Origin of the sequence: Bradyrhizobium murdochi (assembly GCF_000472965.1) — a bacterium.
In the GTDB taxonomy this organism is placed as follows: Bacteria; Pseudomonadota; Alphaproteobacteria; order Rhizobiales; family Xanthobacteraceae; genus Bradyrhizobium; species Bradyrhizobium murdochi.
Genome location: NZ_AXAU01000018.1, coordinates 103,135 through 128,997 on the forward strand (window position 1 = coordinate 103,135; position 25,863 = coordinate 128,997).

Annotated in this window: 16 protein-coding genes; 2 read left to right on the top strand and 14 right to left on the bottom strand. The window is 55.8% G+C overall.

Going from position 1 to position 25,863, the window contains the following annotated elements:
• The 11 genes from YUO_RS0127980 to YUO_RS0128030 all read right to left on the bottom strand — a co-directional run bounded on the left by YUO_RS0127980 (position 1) and on the right by YUO_RS0128030 (position 18,010).
• Positions 1-2,838, bottom strand: a complete 2,838-nt coding sequence (locus YUO_RS0127980; RefSeq protein WP_083754739.1) for a DNA methyltransferase — start codon at positions 2,836-2,838, stop codon at positions 1-3.
• Positions 2,835-4,745 (bottom strand): ATP-binding protein, encoded by a 1,911-nt coding sequence (locus tag YUO_RS0127985; protein WP_156908797.1) that lies wholly within the window; start codon positions 4,743-4,745, stop codon positions 2,835-2,837. The genes YUO_RS0127980 and YUO_RS0127985 overlap by 4 nt, the downstream gene beginning before the upstream one ends.
• Positions 4,746-4,754: 9 nt before the next feature.
• On the bottom strand, positions 4,755-8,444 hold the full coding sequence (locus tag YUO_RS0127990) for a DUF6079 family protein (protein ID WP_028350240.1): 3,690 nt from the start codon (positions 8,442-8,444) through the stop codon (positions 4,755-4,757).
• Positions 8,441-8,971: a BREX-3 system P-loop-containing protein BrxF gene (brxF, locus tag YUO_RS41915; RefSeq protein WP_063830324.1), complete on the bottom strand. Its 531-nt coding sequence runs from the start codon at positions 8,969-8,971 to the stop codon at positions 8,441-8,443. The genes YUO_RS0127990 and brxF overlap by 4 nt, the downstream gene beginning before the upstream one ends.
• A complete protein-coding gene (gene mads1, locus YUO_RS0128000) occupies positions 8,955-9,149 on the bottom strand; it encodes a methylation-associated defense system helix-turn-helix domain-containing protein MAD1 (RefSeq protein WP_028350241.1) in 195 nt (64 codons plus the stop codon). The genes brxF and mads1 overlap by 17 nt, the downstream gene beginning before the upstream one ends.
• 841 nt (positions 9,150-9,990) lie before the next feature.
• Complete coding sequence (locus YUO_RS0128005; protein WP_028350242.1) at positions 9,991-10,617, bottom strand: PIN-like domain-containing protein; 627 nt, start codon at positions 10,615-10,617, stop codon at positions 9,991-9,993.
• On the bottom strand, positions 10,614-11,297 hold the full coding sequence (locus YUO_RS0128010) for a hypothetical protein (protein WP_156908798.1): 684 nt from the start codon (positions 11,295-11,297) through the stop codon (positions 10,614-10,616). The genes YUO_RS0128005 and YUO_RS0128010 overlap by 4 nt, the downstream gene beginning before the upstream one ends.
• Before the next feature lie 447 nt (positions 11,298-11,744).
• Positions 11,745-12,602: a cupin-like domain-containing protein gene (locus tag YUO_RS49015; protein ID WP_430649564.1), complete on the bottom strand. Its 858-nt coding sequence runs from the start codon at positions 12,600-12,602 to the stop codon at positions 11,745-11,747.
• Between the two features lie 16 nt (positions 12,603-12,618).
• Entirely contained in the window at positions 12,619-16,455 is a 3,837-nt protein-coding gene (locus tag YUO_RS0128020; protein ID WP_198028108.1) for an AMP-binding protein, read from the bottom strand.
• A 53-nt stretch (positions 16,456-16,508) separates the two neighbouring features.
• A complete protein-coding gene (locus tag YUO_RS0128025) occupies positions 16,509-17,117 on the bottom strand; it encodes an FkbM family methyltransferase (protein ID WP_198028109.1) in 609 nt (202 codons plus the stop codon).
• Between the two features lie 155 nt (positions 17,118-17,272).
• Positions 17,273-18,010, bottom strand: a complete 738-nt coding sequence (locus YUO_RS0128030; protein ID WP_156908799.1) for a hypothetical protein — start codon at positions 18,008-18,010, stop codon at positions 17,273-17,275.
• 154 nt (positions 18,011-18,164) lie between these two features.
• On the opposite strand from YUO_RS0128030, the gene YUO_RS43980 reads away from it, so the two are divergent.
• A complete protein-coding gene (locus YUO_RS43980) occupies positions 18,165-19,283 on the top strand; it encodes a polysaccharide pyruvyl transferase family protein (RefSeq protein WP_028350248.1) in 1,119 nt (372 codons plus the stop codon).
• A 335-nt stretch (positions 19,284-19,618) separates the two neighbouring features.
• On the opposite strand, the gene YUO_RS41925 is transcribed toward YUO_RS43980, so the two are convergent.
• The gene (locus tag YUO_RS41925; RefSeq protein WP_035727801.1) at positions 19,619-21,571 is read right to left on the bottom strand and encodes a RiPP maturation radical SAM C-methyltransferase; all 1,953 of its coding nucleotides are present in this window, start codon (positions 21,569-21,571) and stop codon (positions 19,619-19,621) included.
• 61 nt (positions 21,572-21,632) lie between these two features.
• On the opposite strand from YUO_RS41925, the gene YUO_RS0128050 reads away from it, so the two are divergent.
• The gene (locus tag YUO_RS0128050) at positions 21,633-22,883 is read left to right on the top strand and encodes a glycosyltransferase (RefSeq protein ID WP_028350250.1); all 1,251 of its coding nucleotides are present in this window, start codon (positions 21,633-21,635) and stop codon (positions 22,881-22,883) included.
• Positions 22,884-22,950: 67 nt separating this feature from the next.
• Here the strand turns inward: YUO_RS0128050 and YUO_RS0128055 are convergent, their stop codons facing one another.
• Together YUO_RS0128055 and YUO_RS41930 are read right to left on the bottom strand one after the other, a co-directional pair.
• Positions 22,951-24,399: an HD domain-containing protein gene (locus YUO_RS0128055; protein ID WP_156908800.1), complete on the bottom strand. Its 1,449-nt coding sequence runs from the start codon at positions 24,397-24,399 to the stop codon at positions 22,951-22,953.
• A gap of 132 nt (positions 24,400-24,531) precedes the next feature.
• On the bottom strand, positions 24,532-25,821 hold the full coding sequence (locus YUO_RS41930; protein WP_083754742.1) for a radical SAM protein: 1,290 nt from the start codon (positions 25,819-25,821) through the stop codon (positions 24,532-24,534).
• Between the last annotated feature and the right edge of the window lie 42 nt (positions 25,822-25,863).

A 25,863-nucleotide genomic window follows, 5' to 3' on the forward strand; every position in this document is an offset into this window, starting at 1 on the left:
TCACTCATCACCGAGACGCATGCTCGCGACGTCGTAGTACATCAACAGCTTTTCATCTTCTTGCAGCACGTTCTCCGGTAGTTTCGCCGCGACGCTGACAATTGTCTTGTAGTCCTGTCCCTCATAGGCGGCCTTGAAGCCGGCACGCACCGCTTCAGTGCGGAATAGCTTCAGTTTTCGTTCCTTCGCCTGCTTGTACGTCTCGAACTCAGTCAGCAGCGCCTTCTCGCGCAGCTTCTCCAAATCACCTTGCTTTCCTGGATCAGGTAGGTACCAGCGATCCGCCGCCTTGGTGGTCAGCGCCGGATCATCCTTGGCGAGATTACGAAACTCTTTGAAGTTCGTGGAGAGGTACGAATGGATTTGGTTCGGCACCGGTCCACTGCCGTCGTAATGGATGCAGTTCTGTCGGAGAATTTCCTTGAGCTCGACCGTCTGCTCGTGCTTCGCCCAGTTCTGGATTTCGCGCATGAACGCGGGCTGGAGGTCCTGGAAGCTGCGCGGCTTGTCCTGAACCTCGCGGCGCACCCATTGAATGGCGCTCGCCTCATCGATGACGAATAGGCTCAGCTGACGTAGTTCGGCGGCCGTGTTTCGTTTGCGGTCGTACTCAGCAACCTGCGTTGGCAGGAAGTACATGCCGTCGCGCTCGGGATAGCGCTGAGTCAAGCCTCCGAGAAATTCCGCGGTCGAAAGCGGCACCGAGAGTTGGCGCTGCACGTGGAAGGCGATCATCCGATCGTGAAGCACTTGCGCAGTGCGCTCCGCGACCACATCAGCGACGCCTTCAACACTGGAGAAAATCGGAACGTGGCCAAGATGCTCGGTCACGAAAGCCCAAGCACCTTCTGGCGACGACGTTCCTAACGCAAAGCGTTCAGCTAAAGCCTCGGTCGGCTTATAGGCGGATATCACGAGGTCCTGCTTGACCGCGGTGCTCGTGACCTGACGAAAGGACCCCTGCTGCTTGTCGAGCATCCTGACGTCGGCTACCACAAAGCCGGAGGTTCCGAGCGCCTCTTGGATGGCCCGCCATACTGCATTTGATGAATTGCTGAATACGATTGTCATCCAGCGTCCAGGTTTCAGGACGCGAGCGTATTCATCGAAGCAGGCGCGCATCAACTCGTGGTACTCAGCGATGGTCTTCTTTTTGGCGCGATCCACAATTGCTTCAGGAGCGGCATCTGTCCAAACGCCGTGCCACGACTCAACGAGGTAATTCAGATCTGCATAATATTTGTTCTCGCCAAACGGGGGATCCGTGAAAATGTAGTCCACTGAATCATCCGGAAGGCCTAGACGCGCGCACGTTCCGGTGCTGACAAATACCCCTCGTGAATGAGATGAGCCCTCGGAAAAAGCCGTCGGTAACCGTTTCGCACGGGGGCTAAGATTGTACCAAGGACTGCACTCCGCAATCTGGGACGGTACATAGTATACGCCATCCAGATAGTTGTTAACCTGTGATCCTCCAGGACGACCGTACTGGATTGGCTTGTACCTGTTAAGAATAGACATCCCCCAAATAGCGTGATCAAGGAACCACCGAAGCATATTGGCAATGCGAAAGTCTTCGACTGAAGACGCCTTCCGCCAGGCGAGAGCCATCACTTGAGCCTGGCGACGCAAGAAGAAATCGTGCACGTGAGTAACGCCAGCAGAATCCATACGGGCGCGCTCATGAGTCATGTGCATGTAGGGTATTGCCTGCGTGGGCACCTCTGCTGGCAAAGGCATGGCCGCGACTCTGTCAAGCACCGCCGCGTCATCGGATGTAGGGATCTTCTCGTACCTGGCGTTGCCGACTGAGTAGTCAATCAAGGCCGCTCGGCGCTTGGGGGTCCTAATATTCCTTCCAATGGCCGTATCAAACCTCGTCTCATACAGCCTTTCCAAGCGGCTCTTTGTCAGGACAGCGGTGCAGTGCGGACAAGGGAAGTGATCGTGGACACGCTTTGTGGACGGATCGAGAGCCTCCTCCACGAAGTTAACTTCGCCAGCGCATTCTGGGCAGCTGAAAACCTCGCTCCAGACTGTGAAGTTGATGCGGCCCCTGGTCTTTCCATCTGAGTGGAGTGTCTCGTACATCCAACCGAGTTCCTTGTCGACTTCGGTGAGTATACGTTGCGCGGCTCGGGAAAATGCTGCCACATCGAATGGCAACGTGTAGTTCGCGGCGATAAACGTGGCTGCCGGCCCCAGATCATTCAAGATCGACCGGCGTGCACCCCATGTCGGCTTCGATAGTCCCTGTTTCGACCACACCGCCTCGATCTGTTTACGATATTCCGCCGGCGCCGAACCGCACCACTGGGCGGCGACACCCGTCATGCCCGAGCCGGCGAAACCGTCCAGGATGATATCGCCGGGCTCTGTGTAGTGAAGGATCGAAGGGACGATCGCGAGATGCGGCACCTTCGTGTGGTAGCCGTGTGCCTTGTAGAGCGCATCAGTCTTCCCGACGCTCGTGTCGACCGCGAACGGATCGCGCTCATAGCGCTCTTTCGGATCGTAAGGCTTGCCATATGCGCGTACGAAGTCTGTGAGAAAGGGATTAGGGCAAGCCGTATACCAAGGCGGATCGGACATTCGGATGATGTCCTCATCGGTCCCGTTGGGGAATCCGGGAGTTTTGCGGAACTCCGGATCAGCCAGCTTCTCCCGCAGCAGCTCGGTGAAATAGCCCCGGCGGGCATCCTCGCTGTCGAAGGTCATCCCGAGGCATTCGACCTTGCCCTTCTCCAACGATTGCTGCTCCACCGACTTGTCGACCAAACGGAGTTGCCCTGACTCCTCAATGAAGAGATCACCGTTTCCTTTGGACCGCCTTTTCATATGATCTCCCGCAGATGTTCCGCCACGGTGTAGTGACCGCCGTGACACTCCAGCAGTTTTTGGAACCCAAGATGGTCAAGATCAGCACGCACAGCGTCCGGCTCCATGCCGCTGGCTTCACTCAGCGTCTCTATCGTCGCGTGTGGCTGTGACTTTACGAGTCTGAGAATCTTCGCCTGGCTCAACGTTAGTTTCACACCGAGGCGGTGCCACAATTCATCATGCAGTTTAGCAGGAGGCCGCCAATCAAGGGTCAACGTGAAATTGTTTGCATCGCGGTCCGAGACGATTCTTGGAGGTGGTCGGTGAGCACCGCGCCATGCACTGTGCAGAAGACGCAAGCCAGAACCTGCGATCTCCGCAAAGCCGATTAGCCGAATTGCCCTCGCTACGAGGGGATTACGTGCCTGACTGCTGCCACCCTCTTCCAGGCGAGCTACATCGACCAGCGAATGGCCGACGTTAAAGAGAACCGTTTCGTGTGGTCGAACTACTACCCGTGCACATGCGGTTTGATCAGCATAATCCTGATGGATAAATTGGTTCACGAGCGCTTCGCGAATGGCGATATAGTCCGGCGCGCCAGTGGTGTTCGTTAGTCCCTCCACGGTGAGGCCGATGGTCCGGAGATTTCGGGCCAGGAAGTCGATCGCCTGTCGCAGCGTCTCAAACAGATTGGCGCGCTCGATCAGCAGGCGATCATCCCATCGTTTTTGGGGGTCGGTGATAACCTGAAGATCCATCACATCGCGGCGAAGTTCCTCACGCGCGGACGCAGGCGTGCCGAACAGCAGCACAAGCTGTCGCCGTTCGTGGGCGTTAATCGATGTCCGGCCGTCGAGCAGGCGTTCGCAAATAACTCCGGCTGGCGAGCCGTCTGCCTTTGGCGTTAGACGGTTGACAAACCAATTGATGGTCCCGAGATCGAAATGATCCCATGGAATAAGCCCTTCGCCTCGTGCTCCGGTGTCCTCAATCAGGCGACGCCTTTCACCCCACTCGCGCGCGAGATGCCGACCATCGCGGAGCTCGACGCGTTCGCCTTGTCGTTTCTTTCCCCCACACAGCGCGGAGATTTCTGCAGCGCGGTCCGACGCCCCACCTATCTCGTCACCTTCCACAGTCTTATAGCGGCTCGTCTGCGGACCTACTTTGTCTAAAAAGAGAAGACGCGTATTCGCCCGCTGTTGGACAAGCGCCCAAACGAGGATGGGCGGAAGCCTCAGAAGAGTTGCGTTGATTGAAACATATGGAACACCAAGCTCGTCGACCCCTTCGGTGACTTCAACCTCGTCCGGTGAAGGGTCGGCAGACTCCCCCATGAGCAGAAGGCGGCGGGCTCGGATCACCTTTTGGACGAGTTGCTGATCTTCGACGACGAACAGTGGAAGCATCAGCAGCCCATCAACGCCCTTCAGTGCTTCGGCGAGCCGTGCGTCTGGCTTGCGCTCTTCGAGCAACGCTTGAGCCTTGGGAGAGTTGATGGTTTGGAGCTGGTGACCAAGCTCGTTTCGCAGGTTCAGCAGCGCCTCCAGCGCAGAGTATGTAACTCCTGTCACTTGCCCCTTCTTTGGCTTGAACCCGGCAGCCAGATAGGGACCCAAGGGGTGAGGTACTTCGATGTTAGCTATCTGCTGTGCAGTGGACAGGAAGTGGCCGAACGCCAAATTCCCGTCTAAGACAGAGATGTTTAGACCGTCGCCGCCCTCGCGTGCAGCGAAGGATGATAGCGCCACTGCTGCGATGTAACGCGTGAGCACTTCACCGGCACGCAAACATGCATCCAATCGCTCCGAATGAGACCTGCCACGCAACACGCGCCCGCAAGCAATGGCCACCGGCTGCGGGTAAATCAGAGAGGCCCGTCGGAAGGCCGAAGAATCTGGCGTGGTGGCTCCATCTGACATTGGTCCTACCTATTCGATGACAATACGGACCTTGGACGCATCTTTGCCCTTGGTCAGGTTGGCGACGTAGCGATCGAAGCGCTCCTTCAAATCGCTCATGGTACATGGCAGGCCACCTTCGGAGAGTGCGGCTTGCAGATCGCCGCTGCCGAATGTCACCGGCTGCAGGCCACCAAGAACATCCCGCAGCGCCGTCACCAAAGCCGGGCTAACGGGATCTGGCAGTGTCTTGCTCTTCAGGAAGCTTTGAAGCTCACGCTTTCCAACGGGATCGCTGACCAGTTCGATATTTCCAGCCACGGTCGGGTCTTCGAGATTGGTGTGTAGCGTGTCCGTCCACCCGCGGACGATGGCGTTCAGCACCTCGTCGAGGTCGGTCAGCGCCTTCTTGGCACTGGCGCCGCCTCCCGGTTCTTCCGCCGGACGGAAGCCGCAATGCGGGCAGATGGGATCGCTGTCCAGGTCTGGACGCCCAAGCTGGAAGCAGGTCTTCAGCGCAAACAGCTTGTTCTCGAAATCCCGCAGCTGCGGCGTCGGCATCATTTCAACATTGGCGATTCTCTGAATCTGAGCGAGGCGTGAATCCTTGGCGAGATTCGCCTTGCGCTTGTCGTCGTTGGCACCAAGGCGAGCACGTTCATGCGCGGCCAGATAGGCATCCTGATATTTGGTCTTCAGATCGCCCAGCGTCTGGGTCAAAAATCGTTTGAAATCGGCTTCCGAGCGCTGCTTGGGGCTAGCGATCTTGGCCATGAGATCGGCGCGTGCGGTTCGAACAGCATCCTGCCACGGATGACCGGCGTCGAGCAGCGCCTCCGCCTTGCCGAGATAGGAGGTCAGCGGGTTGGTCTGCTGAAGAACTGCGCCAAGCTCGTCGACTTCGCGAGAGAGGTCGATCGCCGGCTTCTGGCCGAGCACCGCCGCCGAGTCGTGCGGGAAGTTCTTCAGCTTGCCGGACGTGTTGAACGGCTGCAGCGACTCGAGAAACCCCTTCAGGCTGCCGAGCCGGTCTTTCCAGTCTTTCTGCTCCTGATCGGAGAGAATGGGGCGGCCCCAGAAGATCAGTTCGGGGACCCGTGCCTGGGCGGCGACGACCTTGCCGAGTAGCTCGCCGGCGCGTTGTTGAATCTTGGCCACGCCGTCATCCCGGTTCGCAGGATTGACGATGAGGCCCTTGGGCACGTCGAGCAAATCACACAGATCCTGGAGTGGCCCCAGCGGCAGATCGCGCGGGCGATCGATGTGCTTGAACTCGGTGACCTCTGTAATGCCAACCTTTGCGAATTGATCGATGCCGGCCGCGTCCACCTTCTTGCCGGCAAGGCTGAGGACGATGTCTCCGCTGTGAACGAGCGCGGCCAGGACCGCGCTCAGAAACTCAGGTTCGATGCGAAATTTCGTCCAGTAGTCGACGCCTGCTTCCGACGCGACCAACTCGGATCGATTGAGCACCTGGCCTTGGCCCTTCCGGCTCAAGGCGTCGAGCACCTGCTTGGCGTAGCGAGAGTTGCGCGGCTTGAGCGTCTCGCCGTCTAACAATTCCAGAGCATCGAGAATTGCCGTGCCCTGCTTGCTCTTTATGCCACCGGCGATCCACCGTAGCGCCTCTTGAGCAGCCTGGTCGCGATTCTGGCGCGTGACCAGGACGCTGAAGATGGGATACTCCGGGCTTCGATCGGCAAAGTGGGGCGCCAAGTGCGCCGAGCCCGCCGTGTTGACGTAATCCTTGACCGTCGCATTGGGCGGAAGTTTGCCACGGACGACTTCCTGCAGCGTCTTGGACCGTCCCTGATGCACGACCTCGACAGCCATCGGCATATGTTCGCGGAGCCACGATGTCAGGGTACGGAGATGGTCGCCGGCCTTGTCCTCGTAGATCCTCTTGTTGCTGCCCGAGGCATCGGCAGCCTGTTCACGCGCGCCGGCATAGAGGCGCAGCATCCGGTCGAACGTGTCGTCGCGATCCTTCAGCTTGAAGAAGACCTCATCAGCCTTCTTCTCGTCCTTGAAATAGGGTGTGTCGAAGGGCTGCAGGAAATAGAGATAGAAATCGCGTGCGGGCTGCGCAGTCGAGCGCTCGTTTGGAGCGCCGAAAAACAGATACCCGCTTCGGCCCGCGCGTCGTTCCCGCCACTCGATCTCATGTTCCCAAATGCGATAGCCGGTGACGTATGGCGCGGCATCCGGGTCTTCGAGGACCACACGCCGCAGGGCATCGAAGTAGTAGCGATCCAGCTGTGCATCGCCGAGGGTCTCGGCTCGCTTCTCGATGAGGGAATCGAAATCGACATCCTTCTTCAAGTCGAGGAAGTACTGCCCATTTTCCTTGTTGAAGCTCAGGAACTGACCGCTCACCGTTCGCAGCAACTCCTTCAACACTGTCTCAACTAGTGTGCGCAGGAACCCGGCGTCCCTTTCGGGAACGGGCAGCATCAGACAGAGATCGTCTCTCAGCTCCTCCGCCGTCGCTCCAATCGGTGCGTAGATGTCGGACGTCGTCAGACGATGGACCGAAAGCGCGTGCACGATCCGGATCGCTGCTGGCTTGTACTGCGGTCGGGTGAAAGCTTGCTGGACGCGCGCATCAAGAACACCACTGCGGTCGATGACCTCTTTGATGGCGGGATCGGATCGGAATGACGGATTGTCTCGCAACACGCCCCAGTAGGAATCGAAAGCAATGAGTCCAGTGTCGTTTGCTGGGAGTTCCAGACCGATGATGCGGCGAATTGCGGCGCTGAGCGTCTTCAACACCTCGCGCTTTTCGGCCACGTAGACGCGTTCGAACGTGTCGAGATAGGCCGGGTGCACGGGGAAGAGACGAACGAACTCCTCCATTCGTTCGTTCATCGAGCCGTAGAGTGGCGCGAACTGCTTCAGATGCTCTTGGACCAGCGCTTGCTGCTTAGCGTCCTTTTTCAGAATTCGCTCAGCCACGACAAAAGCGACATCGTCACGAGCAATGCGGACCTGCTCGAAGCGATCCTTAACGCGCCGAAGCGTGTCGGCGACGAATTGAAAGCGCGGATTGTCGAACAGGCTTTCCTGCACACCTGCAATGAAGCGGAAACGAGAGCCTTTGCAGACCTCTCCAAGCTCCCGGAGGAAGGAAAGGTCGAGACTCAGGGCTTGGTCAGCGCGTGAGCGCAGATAGTCGAGTAGTTCGTCGAGGACGAGGATGAGGCCGCGATCGGGGTGCGCGGCCTGAAACGCGGCCATCATTTCCTGGAATGCGGATTTGTTCTCATGTCGATCATCGGTGGACGGAAATTCGTAGATGACTCCGAGCCGCGCCAATCCGTCCTCCAGAACCGAGCACACTATCTCCCGAAGAGACATCGTAGTGGAACCGATTTCGGCGCGGATGACGCGGAAGCGGCCGGCGACATCAGCGGCCTTTTCAGCGACCTTTGGATTGGTCATTCGGGAAACGAGATCGGCATGCTCGGCGATCGCCGAGACAACGGCCATCAGGTGCGATTTACCCGTACCGTAGTTGCCGACGACAAGAATGCCCTTGTTGTCTGCTGGCTTGCTGAACTGCAGCTGCGGAATCACAAGCTCGCTGAGCAGATCGGCCATTCGGTCGGAGATGACAAATGTTTCGACTAGACGACGGGCATCAGCGGCGGTATCTGCTTCGCGGAGCTGGACCACCGTTTCAATTGGTTCGAACTGAATAAGATCTGAGTATTTCATTTTGTCACCTTCCCAGACGATTCAATGTCCGGCAGATTAGTTTCGCTGGCCTTTACGATCACCGCTTGGGGTGTGAGATATCGCCGGGCTTCGGGATGGCCGGGCTCCGAATATGTCAGTGAGGAACCATCAAAGTTGCCCGGCCACGCAGCGACGATCGTCCGGTTTCGAGATAATGACTGAAGCAGCTTGAGGGGATCTTGCGCTAGCTCCGGAGCGAAAAGTAGCTCGATATTGTCGAGCAAAACGACGTTGGAGGTCTCGTCTCGCACTGTGTCGTTAAGAATGCCCGCGACTCGGACAGCCCGCTGCCGATGCGTCAGTTCAAGAAGCTTCTCCGATAAGCAGAGATTGACATTGATTCGTGGCCACTTGTGCTTCGCGGCCAGCTCCGTGAGGGCAGCGGTCTTGCCCGTACGTGCTGGCCCGACGGCCAGGATCAACTTGTAATAGGTGTCCTGCGTCTTGAGCAAAACGTCGTGAATCTCGGACGAAAGCGAGGCGGCCACGTCAGTTCCTGCCTTCATCACGGCAGACTTCTTTCTGCTGCTCGATCCAGCGGTCGATGTCGACGCGCTTGAACCGCCATTGCCCGCGCACTTTGAAGGCTGGCAACTGGTTCTTTTGGGCCATTGTGTAGACGGTTTTTTCGGCGACCTTTAGCAATTGGGCCACCTCGGGCAGCGTTAGAATTTCGTCCGGCATCAGAGCGCAGCCCATGAATGGATGGTAGTGGATGCCAGAAGTTGCCAGAATACGCTAGAGAAATCACTGAACTTGCTAGCGTTATCCTACGCTTGCCGTGGGCGGATTGTGGCCAGCATAGGGACACCGTAATCCAGCTGTAGTCTGGCAACGCTGCTGCCTCCGCCCAGTATCGCCTCGCAGTGTTCGGCGCGAGCAATGTCAGGCGGAGGCAGGCTAGTCGATCGTCGGCCGCGGTCAAATTGCGATCGATGCGCAACGGCCACTCGCGAGAAGCCGCTTCCAGGGATGGGCGCTGGCGATCGCATGGCCATGGACTATCGAAGTACGGCTGGGGTGTTGGGTACCGCGTAGGGTTTGGGGGATCGTGGATGAGCTATCTGATGTGGGTCTAGATCTTGTTGCAAGGCTCGAAGTTCACTTCTTTTAGGGCCGCCTCAGTTGGCGGCCGCTAACGCGTAGAAAGCATCGCCAGCCAAAACACAGCCAGCCATCTAACGATGATAAGCCATGATGGCCCCGGCTGCTATTTTGGCTTTCTCTTTCGTGGTATAGGGACGCATTTAACGCCTTAGTTGGTGGCCTCTTCGGCCAGCATCTTAACTCACCTTGCCCCGCGCCCAAGCTCCAAGCCAAACGATAGCGCAAATTATGATGTCCAGACGAGAATTCCGTAGAAGCGTTTCAGCAGGCCAGCGGTGCATTAGCCTCATTTGGTCTTGAGGTTTTTGGATGCGGCTTCGTCTTTGCCAGTCGTTCCATCAGCTTGTCCGCAGCCGAACGATTTTCATCTGCTTCGATCTCGCGAGCCTTTTCGATGAAAGCGCGCGACGGTTATGGATCATCTAGCTTCTGTGGTTTCTGCTTCATTTGGGCTCTCGTTAGCGGTCACTGGCGAATCTGCAAATAGATCAGGATGCCGGTAAGCTTTGGCCCGTTTTGAGTCTCGCGCGGATCTCATTTTGCCTTGAGCGGCTTTCTGCCGGTCGATCTTGAGAAGCTTAAGGTCTTCATTGGAAACGGACCTCAGCTTGCTCCCATCTTTAATGGGCCACACAGCCGGGACATGCCAGAACGAACTTGGGTTAGCCGTCTTCAACTGCTTAACGATCGTCGGCCACCAATGAATAAGAAGCGAGCACTTCTTGAAAAAATTCCAATTGTTCCAACCGCCGTCAAAGAAGATGACGACCATGCCTTCTTCAACTAAGGCCAATCGCTCGTGCGGGACAATCTTCATCCGGGTATTGCCAGAGATCACGACCTTTCCACCAGCGGCCGCGAACCGCTTCACCCAGGGAGCGTCATTGCGCCGTAGGTAGTCTGAATCTTCTGGTTTCGGGTAGTAAAGCTTTACGCTTTGTAGGACGAGGTCTGCGTTTAGTTTGAGCAAATGCCTATCGCTGGCGAATTCTTGAAAGACTTTCACCAGAACCGGGGGTATGTGCTCGTCAAACGCTATCTTCAAGCAGCCCTATGAAGATCTTGTTCAAACTTAACAGCTTCCCGAACCTGCTTCTCAGGTATCTCGTACATCCACGCCGCCGCTTTAGTGCTTTTCTCTGCCTTGGCTGCGGCTGCCAGAGTAGCCGTCGGAATATGGCTCTCTTGTAGAATTGGTTGCCCAAAAGAAAATACGGGATGGATGACAACATTCGGCGCAATTTTCCGGCGCGGGCGCCAAGACACGGCGTCGCCAGCCGGATCATAAATCACGTCATCCTTTAGAGACTTCATCACGACTGGATGCATCTCATAGTTCTTGCTGCGCAAATCATAGATGTTATCGATGCCGTTCTTCCGGCCAATCTCAGCTACAATTTTCCGGCCATCGGTTCTAAACACAGTACGCGTTGCAAAGGGATGGGGATGATCAAGTGTGTCCTTCACCTGATTCATTATCGCGCGTATGTCACGGAGCTTCACGCCCGCGCCATGAAATAACGCGACAAAGCGAAGCTCCATTAGATTGCTGAAGCTAACAGCCACCTTGCCGTCAACGCGACCCAGTTCATTTAGGATGATCGGAGCTTGTTTACGCTTGTGGCCGCCAACCCAAATCCTCACCATTCGCTGTGGAGCTTGGACAAGCTCCGCAGCGGCGGGCACCGTATAAATACCTGCTTCTAATAGACTAGGACCGATCATTGTCGTCCTCGCTACCCTGCCGATGAGTCCCGGTAGGTCAACCGTGCCAAGGATATCACTAAACGCCTTGGTTGTGCGAGCCTCATCGGACACGCCGGGGCTCATTCTTTCGTTATACCTAAGATCGAATTCATGCACCCGTCTTGCTGGACGCCATCAGGTGCGCGGCCTGAAACCATATACGAGATCATCTACATCGACGTCTCAGCCTGCGAGGACAGCCTCTTGAGAAAGCTAGGGCAGGGGATTGTTGGGCAGTCCGCAAGCCGGTATCCTTTCGTAGCAGCAGATGGCGCGGCATACATAGCGAGCCGTCGCAGAAAAATGCCGCCACCCTTCTGGCCGCGTGGCCTGACGTCGCACGCCCCTTCGCAAAGGCACAACGCTTACTGAACCCATGCTGCGCTTATTATGGGACTTTCGGTACCACCGCCTTAAAAAGACATCTCACGACGAGCTTTTCGGGTAGTCCTGCATTTTTCGTATTGTGTTTTCGGCCACAAGCTTGGACTTATTTGCGAGGTCTCCGATATAGCATCGCAAATCCGCCCAGACTAGCCTATCATACCACGGCCTATGCAAAGCTAAACTTACGCTGATCGCCAGATCAGAGTTGCGCACCTGATGCCACCAATGCGCAGGAATTCCCAGCACTTGCCCGGGACCCACGCGTGCCACCAAGGTCTTAGTACCTTCAGGCAATCTTGCCAGGCCATCGTGGTTTCTTGGCAGGGCAGCATAGCGTCGGCATTGATGGACTGCGCTATAGGGTTTGATCCCGTTCGCGCGCCTTGGGTCAATGAGGTGGACCTCCTTTTCTCCTTCGATCCCAATCATCAAATTGTGGGTGAGATCGTAGTGAAGGAAAGAGCCGGAGTTCAAACCTCCTATGAACAAAAATGACTCGAACGGAGGAGTGTGCAAGACCGACGCAATTAGCGACACTGGTTTCGCCAAACTTATGGGAAAGCGCGAAAGTGGGAGACCCGAAATGTAGTAGGTTGGCCCCCGCGCAGGAGACGCCAAGACCTTCGCCAGAGCTTCCGCGAATGGTAGCATTCGTCGACTGTAATGGCCTCGGTTAACGTTCGGGCGTGGCTGAAAAATTGGCTTGAGTGTGTATTCGACAGGAACGGGAGTGTCTGCTAGCTCGGATCGAATCAGCCCCGCGGCCTCCCGCAATTGCACCTTCAGTTCATCAGAGAGCTCAATCAACGAAGGACCGCGGCTAAAACAATCTAAGCTATGGGATCGTTGGGTGTCCGCGAGGGTCCAGCAGGATTGAACAGTTAACACCGTAGACACCCGTCCACTGTTGTTCTCAGCTGCTATGCCCAAGCCTTCCGAGGGTCGCGCTTCGCGAGAGTTTGCCGGAAGGAGTTCGCAAGAACGTTCCAATCTTATACGCGCGAATACTTTTAACGACAACGCCGCAATGGATTAATAGATATTCACGGATGCGCATTTCGTTCTCAGCAGTGAGTTGGCCGCCTTGGCATTCGACGCCCAGAACAAGACGGGCGGTGCCGCCCTCAGCGTCCCATTCGCCGAAACACAGCGCAGCCTCTACTGTGTCCGGAAGCACCTTGCTTGCAGCAGCCTCAATTATCGCTGGGTAGTTGTTAACTCCAGAAACCAAAATAGTGTCGTCGCGGCGGCCGATGACGAAAACCTCCTCTTTGTTCATGCTTCCCAGATCCCCAGTGTCGAGGAAACCGTCAGGTGTCACCACGCCCGCTTCCGAAGTTCTATCGATATTCAGGGCGATGCCCGGAGCACGAACAAAAATCCTACCTATTTCGCCGTCTTGTGCGATCGACCCGCTTTCCGTGACGATTCGTATCTGGACTGACGGAAGGGGCCTTCCAGACGATAGGATTTCGGAAGCTGCTGGCAGATTTCCATGGGTTGTGATTGTGTCGCTGCCGGATAGCGCCTTTGGCGGATGGCCCGGAGCCCCGTGCGCGATAGGCCCACCGGCTTCCGCCATGCCATAGCCCGAAGACAGCGCGCCTCTTCTAAGTCCGACGCTTTCGTACATCGTTGCGAATTTTTGGAACACGAGGGCGGTCACCGGCTCTCCGGCCGCCACGATTAGGCGAAAATGTCTAAGGTCGATTTCCCGAAGCAATCGTGGCTTGGCTGCTCTGACCAAATGTGTGAGAGCTGCGTTGTTGACAAAAGCACAGGTAGCGCGCTCCTTCGTCGCTTCACGGAGAAACGTATAAGGAGCAGTAGCGAAGATAGAGCGATTCATCGTAACGACGCGCGCTCCTGCTAGTAGGGGAAGCAGCACCGTATTCAAAAGTCCCATCGAGTGATGGATTGGGACAAAGTTAACAATAACGTCATTCTGAGTTAGTTTCAGCCTTTCAGCTAGCTCTCTCAACCCAGTCAAGATCGCGCGATGGCTGTGGATGAAAGTGTGGCCATGTGAAGCGGATCCAGAGGACCGGAGCGCAATCGCTGGCGCGTCGACGTCGGTATTTGAAGGCTTGAGGTAAATTCCTTGATGGCAATTTCTTGCGCTGGCAGCCGGCAGCAGTTTGAGATGAGGTCGAACCCAGGCTAGCGCGCGGGTGACCTTTTCGTTGTCGCTGAATAGGGCGGCCGTTCGGGTCAGGGAAGAAAAAGAACATGTCCATTCGGCCAGCGTTGAAGCGTCCAGCACTCTAGGTGGAGCCATAACGACCGGGAGGATATCAGCGATCAAGCTTGCTAAGAGCATCTCGATCTGAAGTGATAGATCTTCGGTTTGGATGGCGAGGATGTCACCCGGCTTTAGTCCTTCGTTGCGGAGCCACGCCGCGGATTGCTCGACGCGTTGAAGGAGTGTACGAGGTGAGAGATAATCACAATCGCCCATATCATTGCTTCTCAAGATCTTAAACAGCCATTCCTGTCTCGACGAAACGAGCGCGTGGCGAACGAATTCGCCCAAGCTAGAGGCTTCCTTAGCTTCAAGACCGTTTACTTCTGTAACGTAGCGGGGCACTTGGCTTAAGCGATTCACCGCTCTTACAACCGATCCGAGAAGAGCTTCCCCGTTGAAGGCAACAGCCTCCGTAAAATCGGCATCCTCCAGCTCGATACCGAAATGCTCTTCGATATTATTAAGAAGATTAACAGCACCGATTGAATCTAGGCCTAGATTTCGGAGGTCGCTGGCATCAGTCAGCTTCGTTGTGCTGCAGCCAAGTGAGCGCGCGATAAGCGTATTAAGCGCGTCGCTAACACTAGTTTGATTGGGGGATGCAGACCTCACCGCTTCGGCGGGCATTTCCCGGACTAAATCCGGGCGCTCTGGCGACATGAGTAGCGGGTTGTCCAATAGAAAGCTTCTGATATGCCAAATATCACCTCTGTAAGCATGCATCCTCGACATAGGTTTAGGTCGGGAGCGTGATAACCAGAGTGCCTCTTCGGGCGCTACCCCTAACCGGTCTAGGGTAGTCGCGACCGCATCGAGGCTGCGAGGATTCACAATGTTCGAAACGTCCGTGAAACGCACGACATTTTCGACGGGGACATCAATGCGCCACAACTGCTCGAGCCGCGAACGCGGCGTCTCTGTTGCTAGTACAAGTTTCACGCCTCGTCGTCTTATAATCGAAAGAGCTTCGTGGATTCCTGAATAGAGATACTGCTCGACGTCCGCAAAATAATGCGGGATGCGTCCAAGCGGATGCGGGCGTGCGATGAGAGTTCCGGGCCAGAGCAAATCGTCCGGATCGACAAATAGCAACTTAATAGGCCGGGCGTGTAACCCCAGGATAAGCCGGACAACCTTTTCTGCCAAAGTTCCCGCCGGGTCGGCTTGTCCAGGAGCAACCGGTGGGCTTGAGGGAATTGAATCCTTGTCGATCGATTGATCCGTAACGTGGGGCTTCATTACCACCCAGCTCCAGGAGCTTATCGCCGAATGATGCGGCGAGGCCGTGTACAGATCGTCCCAATACGCTCCCCCGGATCTGGCAGTAATTTCCTCCTGATCGATGAGCACCACACCGTCCCTATCGGACATGTAGCGGGCCAGCTGTTGGTTGCCTTCGGCGATGGCCGCACTGATTTCCGTCCACGAACTGTCATTGGACAAACCCGATCGACTAAGGCCCAATAGAAGAACGGGTGCATTCGTGTGCTGCCTGATTTCGAAGATCAGGTTATCGACCCTTGCCAATAGTTCGGGTATACATTGCCGGACGCGCGACGGTGATGCCCAAGTCGCTTCTAGAAATCGGGCCATGAAGGAAGCAGCCGAGCAGATCACAGCCGCCCAATTCTTCTCCTGCAATTCCGGACCAGGTTGCAGCATGGAAGTGACGGTAAGGCAAAGTCCGGCCTGATGGCCGACGCTTTCCAATGCCTCCGCGTGAAGCTGCATTTGACATGGCCCAATCGTAGCTACTCTTAGTAGCGCCTTAACCTGAGCCAGCAAGTCCAGTTGATAGGGCTGATATCGCTGCCGCCATCGGTTCTCGGCAGGGTAGATAGTCTTGCACTCATCGAGCGAGCGTCCGCCTATTTCGTCGGCCAGCTTCACTTCCATCAATGAATTCTCGAATGCTAGACGTTTTACTAACAGGAACCGAGCCACGGCCGATACGACTTCTGAGTCTTGTCCGAATGTCTCGGCGATTTCTCCCACGGTCTTGCTGCCGTCAAATGCTGAGGCCAAGTTCCAAAGTGCGCCTTCCATTTCCACAGGCGAGCCCAGGGGATGAGTGGCAAGCATTCCGCCGTCGGGCAGATCGAGTTTGGCGAGGCATGCGGAGAGTTTAAGCAAGGTACTCTCTGAGACGGTAACTTCGTCGTCAATCTTTCGCCATGCGACACTGGAACGATCGAACGTGAGCGATCCGGCGAGCGAGCTCAAGACGGATGCGTAGGCATCTTGCCGCCACAAGGCTATGCGGTAAACGCGCTGTATTCTTTCAGCCTCCTCATTTCCTGACGGCCTAAGCAACAATGATGATCGAAGGTCGGAAAACCATCTCGCTTCGACGTCCATGCTGGTACGGTCCGCATCAGCATCGAGCAATTCGGCGCTAATCTCCCTTGGCAGGTCGAACGATCGAAGAAAGCGGTAAGCGCCGGGCCCCAGAAGCATGCGGCTGCGGGCTAGCAGATGCGTAACGACAGTCCGACCGTCGGCCAATGGCAGCTCGCCTATCAGACGGGATCTGATGAACCAACCCGTTGCCGGCGCTCTCATGCACGCCCTGTCCGTCGGTGTGCCACAAGGTGATAGTTATCCTCAGTTCGGCGATCGATTTCTCGGACATCCATATTGGTCTTGAGGCACGCAGTTCTCAGGAGCTGCGTTAAACGCGCGGCAGCGTCGCCCAGAGCATGCGCATGCACCTCGAGTATCAGAGCCTCTGTCGAAAGCGCCATAGACAGAGTGTCAGGATCTAAAAGGAGCCGTTCTCCACCTTCGATATCTATCTTGGTGAAAGTCGGAATGAAGTTGAGATGTCTGTAAATGGATTTAAAGGTGAAACCCGGAACGATATGATCTGGAATTTCATCTGGGAATGCAACTCTAGTGCTTGAATCTCCCCACACATTGCTCTTCTTGATACCGATCGGTTCATCGTGATCGCTCAGCGCCGCCGCGAGAACCACGACTTGGTTGCAGCCGTTAAGCTGAAGATTATGGCGAAGGAACGCGAGGGCGACGGGATCCGGCTCGACGGCGATGACGTGTCCTCGTACACCGACTTTCATTGCGGCGAACACGGCATAGGGCCCGATTGAGGCGCCAATGTCGAGGAAGCTGTCCCCTTCGCGCATGGTTTCGTCCAGAAAATCGAACACTCCTTGCTCCCAGCCCCATCGGATTTGTTCTATCCACCACTGGTGCGCCGGAATGTCCGATGAAAGGTCAAGGACAAAGCCAACCTTGCCGCGGTGGACAGAACAGCGGACTAGGCTACTCACACGGGGCGGCTCAGTCGTAGTAGGGTACATGATCATCCGTCCTCTTGGACCTGAATAGAAAACGATAGGGCAGAGCGCTTTTTGTCGAGCCAAGTGCGGAACCATGCTTCATCGGCTACTTCTTGCTCTGCCGCGTCCAATTCCACCTCCACTTTTCCGTCTATTCTTGAAATCCACCAGTCTTCCTCCACAAGCATGGGACCGACAAGGCTCCCCACGCTACCTGCGGTGACAGGCCTCCAGACGGCGGTGGGAAGCTCCAGGAGGCGCCTCGGTCCCATCCGTCCACCAAACGGAGCCGAAATGGGGTGGCGTGAGTATCTTTCGGCTAGCGAGTGGATGTCTTCGTCTTCATCTTCAATCATCGACTTCAATTCCCGGCAAAGGCCTTCCTCACCTATGACAATCGTTGTTAACGAGACGACTTGAAGAGCCTGCCGAAACGTTGCGATCTCATCCGTCTCTGCATTCAAAATTGCGCGAGCTTTTACCTTTTGGCGCAACACCTCATATGAGATCAGGCTTTCAAAGTCAGCCCAGGTGAAAGCAATTTGTGAGCTGAACCACCGGTTGAACTGTTCCGTCGTCAACAGCCCGCGTGATCGACGGAATCGATCGGCTTCTCCCTGTAATTCCAAATCGGTTGGAGGAGATAGCGCGAGCCTCTCGGCTTCCATACGAACTATGAGAAAGTCGTGCACGTCCGAGATGGCGTTTGCCAGCGCTCCGGATTGCCGGAGAACCTCAATGAATGTTTCCTTAAACTCCATGATAGCCACTCTAGCTGATCTGCTCGCGGTGTTGTCGCGTCGACCAGCCGGTTGTCGTATGCTGATCGAGCGCAGATGATACTTTGCTATGATTACCTAACTGCAATCAAGCAGTACAGTGTGATCCCAAGCTCGAACCGTGGAGCAAGACTCAATGAGCCAGAAGGTCCTAATCGTCGGCTATAATGGACTCAACAATGCTGGTGCGGACCTGAGATCTGTGATCGTCGCGCAAATGCTGCAAACGCGGAAAGCCAATGATTTTTCCCATATGACGCTCTGCACATTCGATATGTCCCGCTCAGCATACCTTCTGCCGGGAGCTCGGCAAGTCTTGCTCGGCGAAACTTTTCTTCCTGCTCTGACCTCGGCGGTATCGACGTCCGATCTGGTTGCTATTTCGGAAGGTTGCGCATTCTTTCCGAAGCCATTTGCACTTTATGCTCAAGCGCTTCGTCTCGCCGCGGATATGAACAAGCGAGCTGTCGTGTTCGGCTGCAGTGTAGGCGCTCTGCTTCGGGAGCACTATGCCGTATTGAGCGAGGCGTCTACGGAAGCACTCATTTTCACTCGTGATGAGCTAAGCTACCGTAGGCTGCAAGCGAGAGGGATAGTAGCAAGGCTAGGAACAGACCCGGTATGGGCGCTTGATCTTAGTGCGCCTGATGTCAAAGGGACTGTGGATCATGGCGTCCGTGCAAGTGCCAACCGCGACCTCATCGTTGTCTGCCCGGGATACCGGTTCGCGAATGCCGCAGCTTACGAAGTGGCCTTAGCAAAGGCATTGCGGCCCTTCGCTAGGGAAAAAGTTCTTGTCCTGGTAAGCTTTGCGAGCATCGATGACGACGTCTGTGAGCGCGTGGCGCGTCGCCTCGCTGCTCAATACATGCCCCGCAGTGCGGGTTTCAAGGAGCTATTTGCGGTGTTGACCCGTGCCCACGCGGTCGTGTCGGCACGCTATCACGGAATCGTTCTAGGTATCTTGTCTGGTGCCGTACCGATCCTCGTCGCCCAGGACAAGCGCTTGCTCGAGCTCGGAAAAATGCTCCCTTGGCCCAATTTGGTGATCGACTGGCGGGAGATGTATCAGTCGGATCGCCTTCAACAGGCAATTGCTCATGGAATGGACCACCCTGCTGGTGTTTCAATAAGCAATGCAGCTGTTACTTTCCGGGCATCGGCTCTAGCCATGCAGGACAAGGCACGGCGTTACATGCTCGACGACGAAGGTAAAGGCGAGCGGCGCTTTCAGCCCCGGACGCCCAGGACGTAACTGAGATTGACGATCGCTTCGTTCTCTCCGATCAGTCTCTCGCTTGCAGACTGGTTTAGTATTCTAACCTGGCTGCCGATCTTCCGAAGAATTCTACTCGCCTGGGCAAGGTCCTTAATAGACTCAGACGCGAGATTCCTGATCACTATGCGCGCTTGGCTAGGCCGAATTAAATCCGCCGCGATGGCCGGGGCAGCAATGCTCAGAGGAGCGACTGTTGCCGTAAAGGCAACGGCGCCTAGCAAAAGTCGCCGATTGGAATCCGGCGCGTCGTCAGTCTCATCATTTTTGGACATTGCCATCTGCCAAATGTTGGGCCGATAGACCGAAGAATACTACAGCGCGCTAAACTTGCTAGATGATTTCTCTCTGCCCTCGATAGAGTTAAGCTGGCTACCTGAGATCACGGTCCAGCTTTCGTGTGCCGCGGTGAGTTCCACAATATCCTTGGCGCGCTGCCTAACACCCTGCGGAAACTCGTATCCGTCCTCAATTCCCACCGATAACGATACCAAGTAATCGTCCTCAATTCCGACCAGCTTGTACCTCGCAAGGCTATCTAAGAATAAGTCGATCTCCTGTGGAGTCAGTGCGAAGTACATTGATGCCCTCTCGATCATCCGGGCTCGTGAAGTAGGCTCTCTCAGCGATAAAAACAGGGTATCCCAAGGATGTGGCAAGCGAAAAACCTGCTCTGACGAACCCGCTCTAAGATCGATGATCAGGAGACTGTGGTCTGTCCCAATTTCGATCAATGCTGAGACACCATGAACATCATGCCACTTTGCAATTAGTTCGCAAACCCGTTGCCTCACGGGTTGGTCTCGCCAGAACACCGGAGCGGTTTCAGCGAAATAGTAGGCGATCCTCTTCGCCGAGCGTTCGTCAAGTGCGTGGTAAATTGGGGCGTACGCTGCAACTGGCTTCATTTCACCTAAACCGTATTCGGCGCTGCGCTCCAAATACGGGCTAAATCTGTCAAATCTAATAGGCGTCACCTTACCCCAGCCGGGCGGTGGCAAATGGAAGATGGAAGGCAGTAGCTCCAACAGAGGCTCATAGTCGGACTCGCTTTCTGCTGGAATATCGACAAGGAAGTTCCAAAGCGGCCGGACCCGGAATTGAACGCAATCCCGGAGCAGCGCTAAATTCTTCAATGCTGTGGTACCTTTGCGCAATAGCCGCAGAAGACGCGTTGACAATTGTTCAATGCCAGGTTGTATGGCGCGAATCCCGGCGCGTTGAAGCTGCCGTAAGTCGTGCTGATCGAGATTGGCCTTAACTTCGTAGAACAAGTTTGCACCGAGATCCTCGATTTTCGGCAAGACGGTTTTAACATAACCTGCCGGCATGATGTTGTCGGTGGCTGATAGGACCACATGCGTGCCGCCATAACGGCTCCAAAGCTCTCTAATCTCGGAAGCGGCCCGACCTGGCGTCTTCTGCCGAAATCGCATCGTTTCGCCATTCAGCCCACAGAACGTGCAATGAGTCTTTTGGCCCCACCAACATCCGCGCGATGTTTCAAAAGGCACGAATACCCCTCTTGGCCGCCCAAAGCGCGATCGATCCAGCTGCTCGAAGTAGTCCTCGAATCGCGGTTGGGGCAGATCATCAAGCCGCTGCAGAGTGGTTGACCTCATGAGCCGGCGGCGGGGCAAAGAAGCGTCTCGCATGAGCTTGGCCACCAAGTCGACGAGGACGATCTCTCCCTCGCCGCTACACACATAGTCCACGAAAGGAAAGGCAGAAAGCGTACCTTCTCCCATCTCGCCTTCGCAGTTGGCTCCGCCAAACACATTGGGGATATTTGTCTTGGAAGCCTTCAACAGCTTTGCGAAAGAAAGTGAGCCTACGTGCTGCTGGAAGGTTGAAGAGAAGCCGATCAACACGTAGCTATCCCAATCGATTGCTTTCAAGGCCCAATCGTTGAAGGCGGACACTTGAGAGCGAGCCTCCAACAGTCGCGCAAACGGGTCACTTTCACCACCTCTAGTCATGAAGGCGGAACTCGTGACCAAATCCTTGTAAGCGCCGTCGGCTTGTGGATTCGCTCCAAACAAGGCTTCCGAAAAGACCCAATCGCCAGCGAGCAAAGTAGTGGGTAGGTCGAGGATCCAATCGTAGAGTTTGTCGCCGATTTTGTCGCGGAACGCGATGTTGAGATAATGCAGGTCGACATCGACACCGGTTGCATCGTAAACTACTCGCTTTAAGGACGTAGGTCCAAGCGCAGGCCGGCGTACGTCAAAGAAGGGGTAGACTACGATTGCTATCCTTGTGCCCATTAGCTGATTGCTTCAAAACCTTCGCGGGCTACGCCGTTGCCACGCGACGGCGACACCCTTCATGCAAACTTATACTAGCGTGCGTTATCCCGTGAAGATCTGTTTCGTCGCATTTGACTCCCTCTTTCCGATCCGCCATGGAGGCGCGCGCGAGATGCGCGGCATGGTACAGGCATTCGCGCGCGCCGGGCATGATTGCCAAGTGGCTATTTTTGTAGCGTCATCATCTGCGGGCGCGGCTGAATGGCCGCTTGCCCAACAGCTAGCATCCCTACACACGGCTCCGGAGCTGACCGATTGGCGGCAGGTACTTGTAGATGACAACATTTGCTTTCGGCTTAGCGGCATTGATTATCGGGGTATCTCGGTTGAAGGCGGGAACACGGTACGTCAACTATGGCATCTCTTGGATGCGTGGCAGCCAGATGCCCTGGTTATCACTGACGGCCAGCATCCCCACTGCGCGTCGCTACTAAGCGAGTTAGCGCGCGCCGCTCCGGAGCGGCTAATCTATTGCCCTAAGACGGTCCATCTATTACCTATTGGACCCTATTCCATTTCCCCAAATCATTCGATTGTCGAAGCGCTCTTAAACATTCGACTGGTGATTGCCCCCAGCCGTTTTGTGGCCGACGTCATCAGCTCAGTTACGGGTCGCGAGGTGCGGCACGTATACTTTCCAGTCTACGAATTGCCGGAACTAGACTACGCCACAAGACCATCGGCACATGCCATAACCTTGATAAATGCGTCGGTATTAAAAGGACTAACGATATTTGCTGATTTGGTAGCCAACTTGCGTGATATGCGCTTCGCGGCGGTTCCTGGGTGGGGCACCACCCAATCTGATCTTAAAATCCTGCACGATGCAGGAAATGTCACGATGCTGCCTTTTTCCAGAGAAGTGGACTCGATCTACTTGCCGACCAAGATCCTGCTAGTCCCATCACTTTGCTATGAGGCGCTTGGTCATGTTGTCATAGAAGCAATGCTGAGAGGGATTGTGGTGATCGCTTCTGCACACGGAGGTTTGCAAGAAGCAAAGCTCGGCGTCGACTTCATGATTCCGGTGTCACCCGTTGAGATCGAAGCCGACGCCCATTGGAGAACTCGTCGCCTGCGTTTGCCAATTCAGAGCGCCGGCAACTGGATAGATATACTCACAACGCTTTCGAAAGACCGGGACATGTATGCGGAGCTCTCACAACAATCTCGGCGCGCGGCCTCAGCCTTCGTGACTTCACTGCATTGGAGCGACATCGTTATGCTGGTGGAACAACAACTTGGGACAAGAGTTGCCGAAGGCGGCTAGCGGATATAGCTTGGAGCAGTTTCAATTGTATTTGCGCAGTTCATGCGCGCCTAGCTATACCTCACAGTCAATGCGCCCGATCGAAAAGATCATGACGCTGGGAAAGCGCAATCCGGGACGCTTCGACCACCCGGTGGGATTTTGCCTGATTTGTTGACACGCTGATAACGACGCGCCTAAGCCGCTGATACTGATCGGCGAGTGAGGTCGCCGCCACCGGAAAATTGATCTCCGAGGCGAGGTCATGAAATGGCAGGACCCGCTCGTCATGCCATTTCACCAGCGTGTCCGGAGTCTTGCTCTGCATCTGTGCCGGAAGGATGCCGACGACGACATCCTCCGCATTCAGACCGACAAGTAGCTCCGCGACACGCGCCTCCAACGCGGTCCGCTCCGATGGCGATTGCAGGTGTCCGAACATCTCGTTGAACCCAGGGTGGCGGGTCGCGTCCACCGTCAGAATCTCTTCAAACAGCGCGCCGTCCCGGATGTCTGCAGCGAGAGATCTATGGTTGCTCTCCAAATTTTTCTCAAGCTCAATGAGACCGTCGATCAGAGCGTCATCTCCCATTCTGAGAAGTGTCGGCGGGTCGAGCAACTTCCTTAGACCGACCACATTCGAGTCTCGCAATCTTCGAATGCATTTGTCCAGCATTGCATCCGCAACGCACTTCCTGCGTGAATAGAAGGCCTTCTCCGCCAGGTCGAATCGCGTTTGGTGTACATGCAGCAAATCGGTCAGGATCGCGGTTTCCGCTGAACCCTCTTTCGTCGCGTTCACGCCGTAGCGGAAGATCTCGCGCAAGCCGTGGCCGTTCGCTCTTGCTTTGGGCGGCCAAGAGGTATCATCGGGTTTGCAGCAGAGCGCGCGACCGGCCGACAAGAGGGCTACTGGCATCTCCCACGTCCGGCCCGCGACGAACATGTCCCTCACGCAGATGTCGATAAGGTCGGCCGAGTACACTCCGTGAACAAGGTCGTAGATAAATGTCAGGATAGGAATGTTCGCAACGATGCTGTCCGTTGAATGTTCCGGCGTTAGCGCTGTGGGCGCAGCGCCTTCCACGAGCCTGGGGGCTCGCGTGACCGCGGCAACCAATTCAAAATGCGCCTCAATAGCCGCGACCAGTGCTTGACGTTCCGCCGCGTCGCTCGCGGCAGCGGCCAAACGATGAGAGCACTGGTCAACGACACGAACCAGACAATTGCGCATGGACTGATCAAAGAATGAGTGTTCTTCGAACAGGTTGAGCTGGAACCGCATCGTGTGGCCAAGCGGAAGCAATGCGATGTCGTGCACTAGAGCGAACAGCCTGATCAGCAATCGGAGCGAAAAATCAGGGCCGAGCCGCGTCTCCATCTTGTTCAGTACGGCGTCGTCGTGCAATGCCACGCCGTCCATCATTCGCATTGCCCAATAGGAGGTGCCGAGACTGTGGGAGAAGCGCGTATGCTCGCTGAGCGGCAATTCGTGATAGGCTAGTCCAATCTGTCTCAAGCGGCGCAGCCGCTGCATTGGCTCTGTCGACAAGACAGCGGCTTCGGCGAGCGTAAGGTCATGGTACCGGCCTGGCCAGACAGGAATACTGCTTGTGGCGGTAAGGAGTTTATTAACGGCAGGGCTTTTCGACTGCATCAATAACCTCGGTCAGATCCTGAAATCTCCCAACACAGAGTCCGGCGGGCCGTCCTCATTCTTAGGGCGTCCGATCCATGTGCAGAGGTAGTCCATATGGACCAGTCGCTGGTCTGAGATCAATCGGGGATCCCGGGGAAAGAATTGGCCGCCATACTCCTTCGCCGGGCAATAAGGGTCTGCCGCTAGCATCGTTTTTTCTCCGGTGTGGTGCAACTGATGCAAGTACGAGCGCGCCGAGCAGCCGCCGCCGCAGGATGCGGAGTGAACGCATCCGGCGCAGCCGCGAACATAGTCGGGATTGGCGTTGCGCTGGCGGAAGACGCGAAACTGTGGACTTTGAATGATATCGACAAGATCATGCCGTAGAAGATCAAGCGTCGACTTGTAGTCATGAAGGTACACGCATGGACTGACCGGCACCTCGCCGTTCGGCGTAATCGAATGGATCCGGAATGACGTCCGTCCGCATGGACAACGTCGCGCGCCCCTGTAGCCTGTCACTGTTGCGATAGGCGGCTCACCCAGGTCGACAGCATCGCAAAGCCGCATAAGGTGAGAGAAGCCGTCGTAATAAAGTCTGGCCGGCAACGCGACCGATAGGTGTTCCGCCCTGACCGGCTTCATCGGGTTGATACGCACGTTCGCATCGAATCTCCTGGCAAGCGCCACCAGCGCATCAATATGAGCCGGTGAAAAATTCCAAGACATCGCGCACATGATGCATGTGTGCGGCTTACCGTGCTCCTGGCATATTCTGAGACATTCGATTGCTTGGTGATAGATATTGGCGCCCCTATTCTTGTTGTGCTCAGCCTCGAACGGGGAGTCGAACGAAACGTCGACATCGTTAAGTAGATCGAATGTCGGCCGATGGTGCCTAAACAGATAAAGCAGAGTAATGCCGCTGGTCGTTAGGCCAACTTCGATTCCCCGTCTGTGAAGCGTCTCGACAATGTAGGGCAAGTGGGATTTTTTGGGATCGAGCCCATTCGTGAAGAGTGGCTCGTTGCCGCCGAGGTTCACTGTTTCGATGCCGTTGATCGCTAGCTGATTTACGATCCTGTCGATCATTCCGACCGACATGTCGCTGCCCTTGCGGCGAGCGTTCATGCTGTAGCAGTGCGTGCAGCGGTAAGGGCAGTCGTTCCCGAGGGTCCAGCCGATGTTCTTAAGGGCCGGTGCGGTCTCCGGATGTGTTCCGAACTCATTCGTCGGTGCTGAGCTTCCAAGATAATGATCGAACTCATTGTAAGGGGCGTGACGTGGTGTCGGCGCGCTCCTGCCGCCCTGCGATGTCATGGCAAGTTCTCCAGACTTTGTAGAGCATATTCCAACGAATTG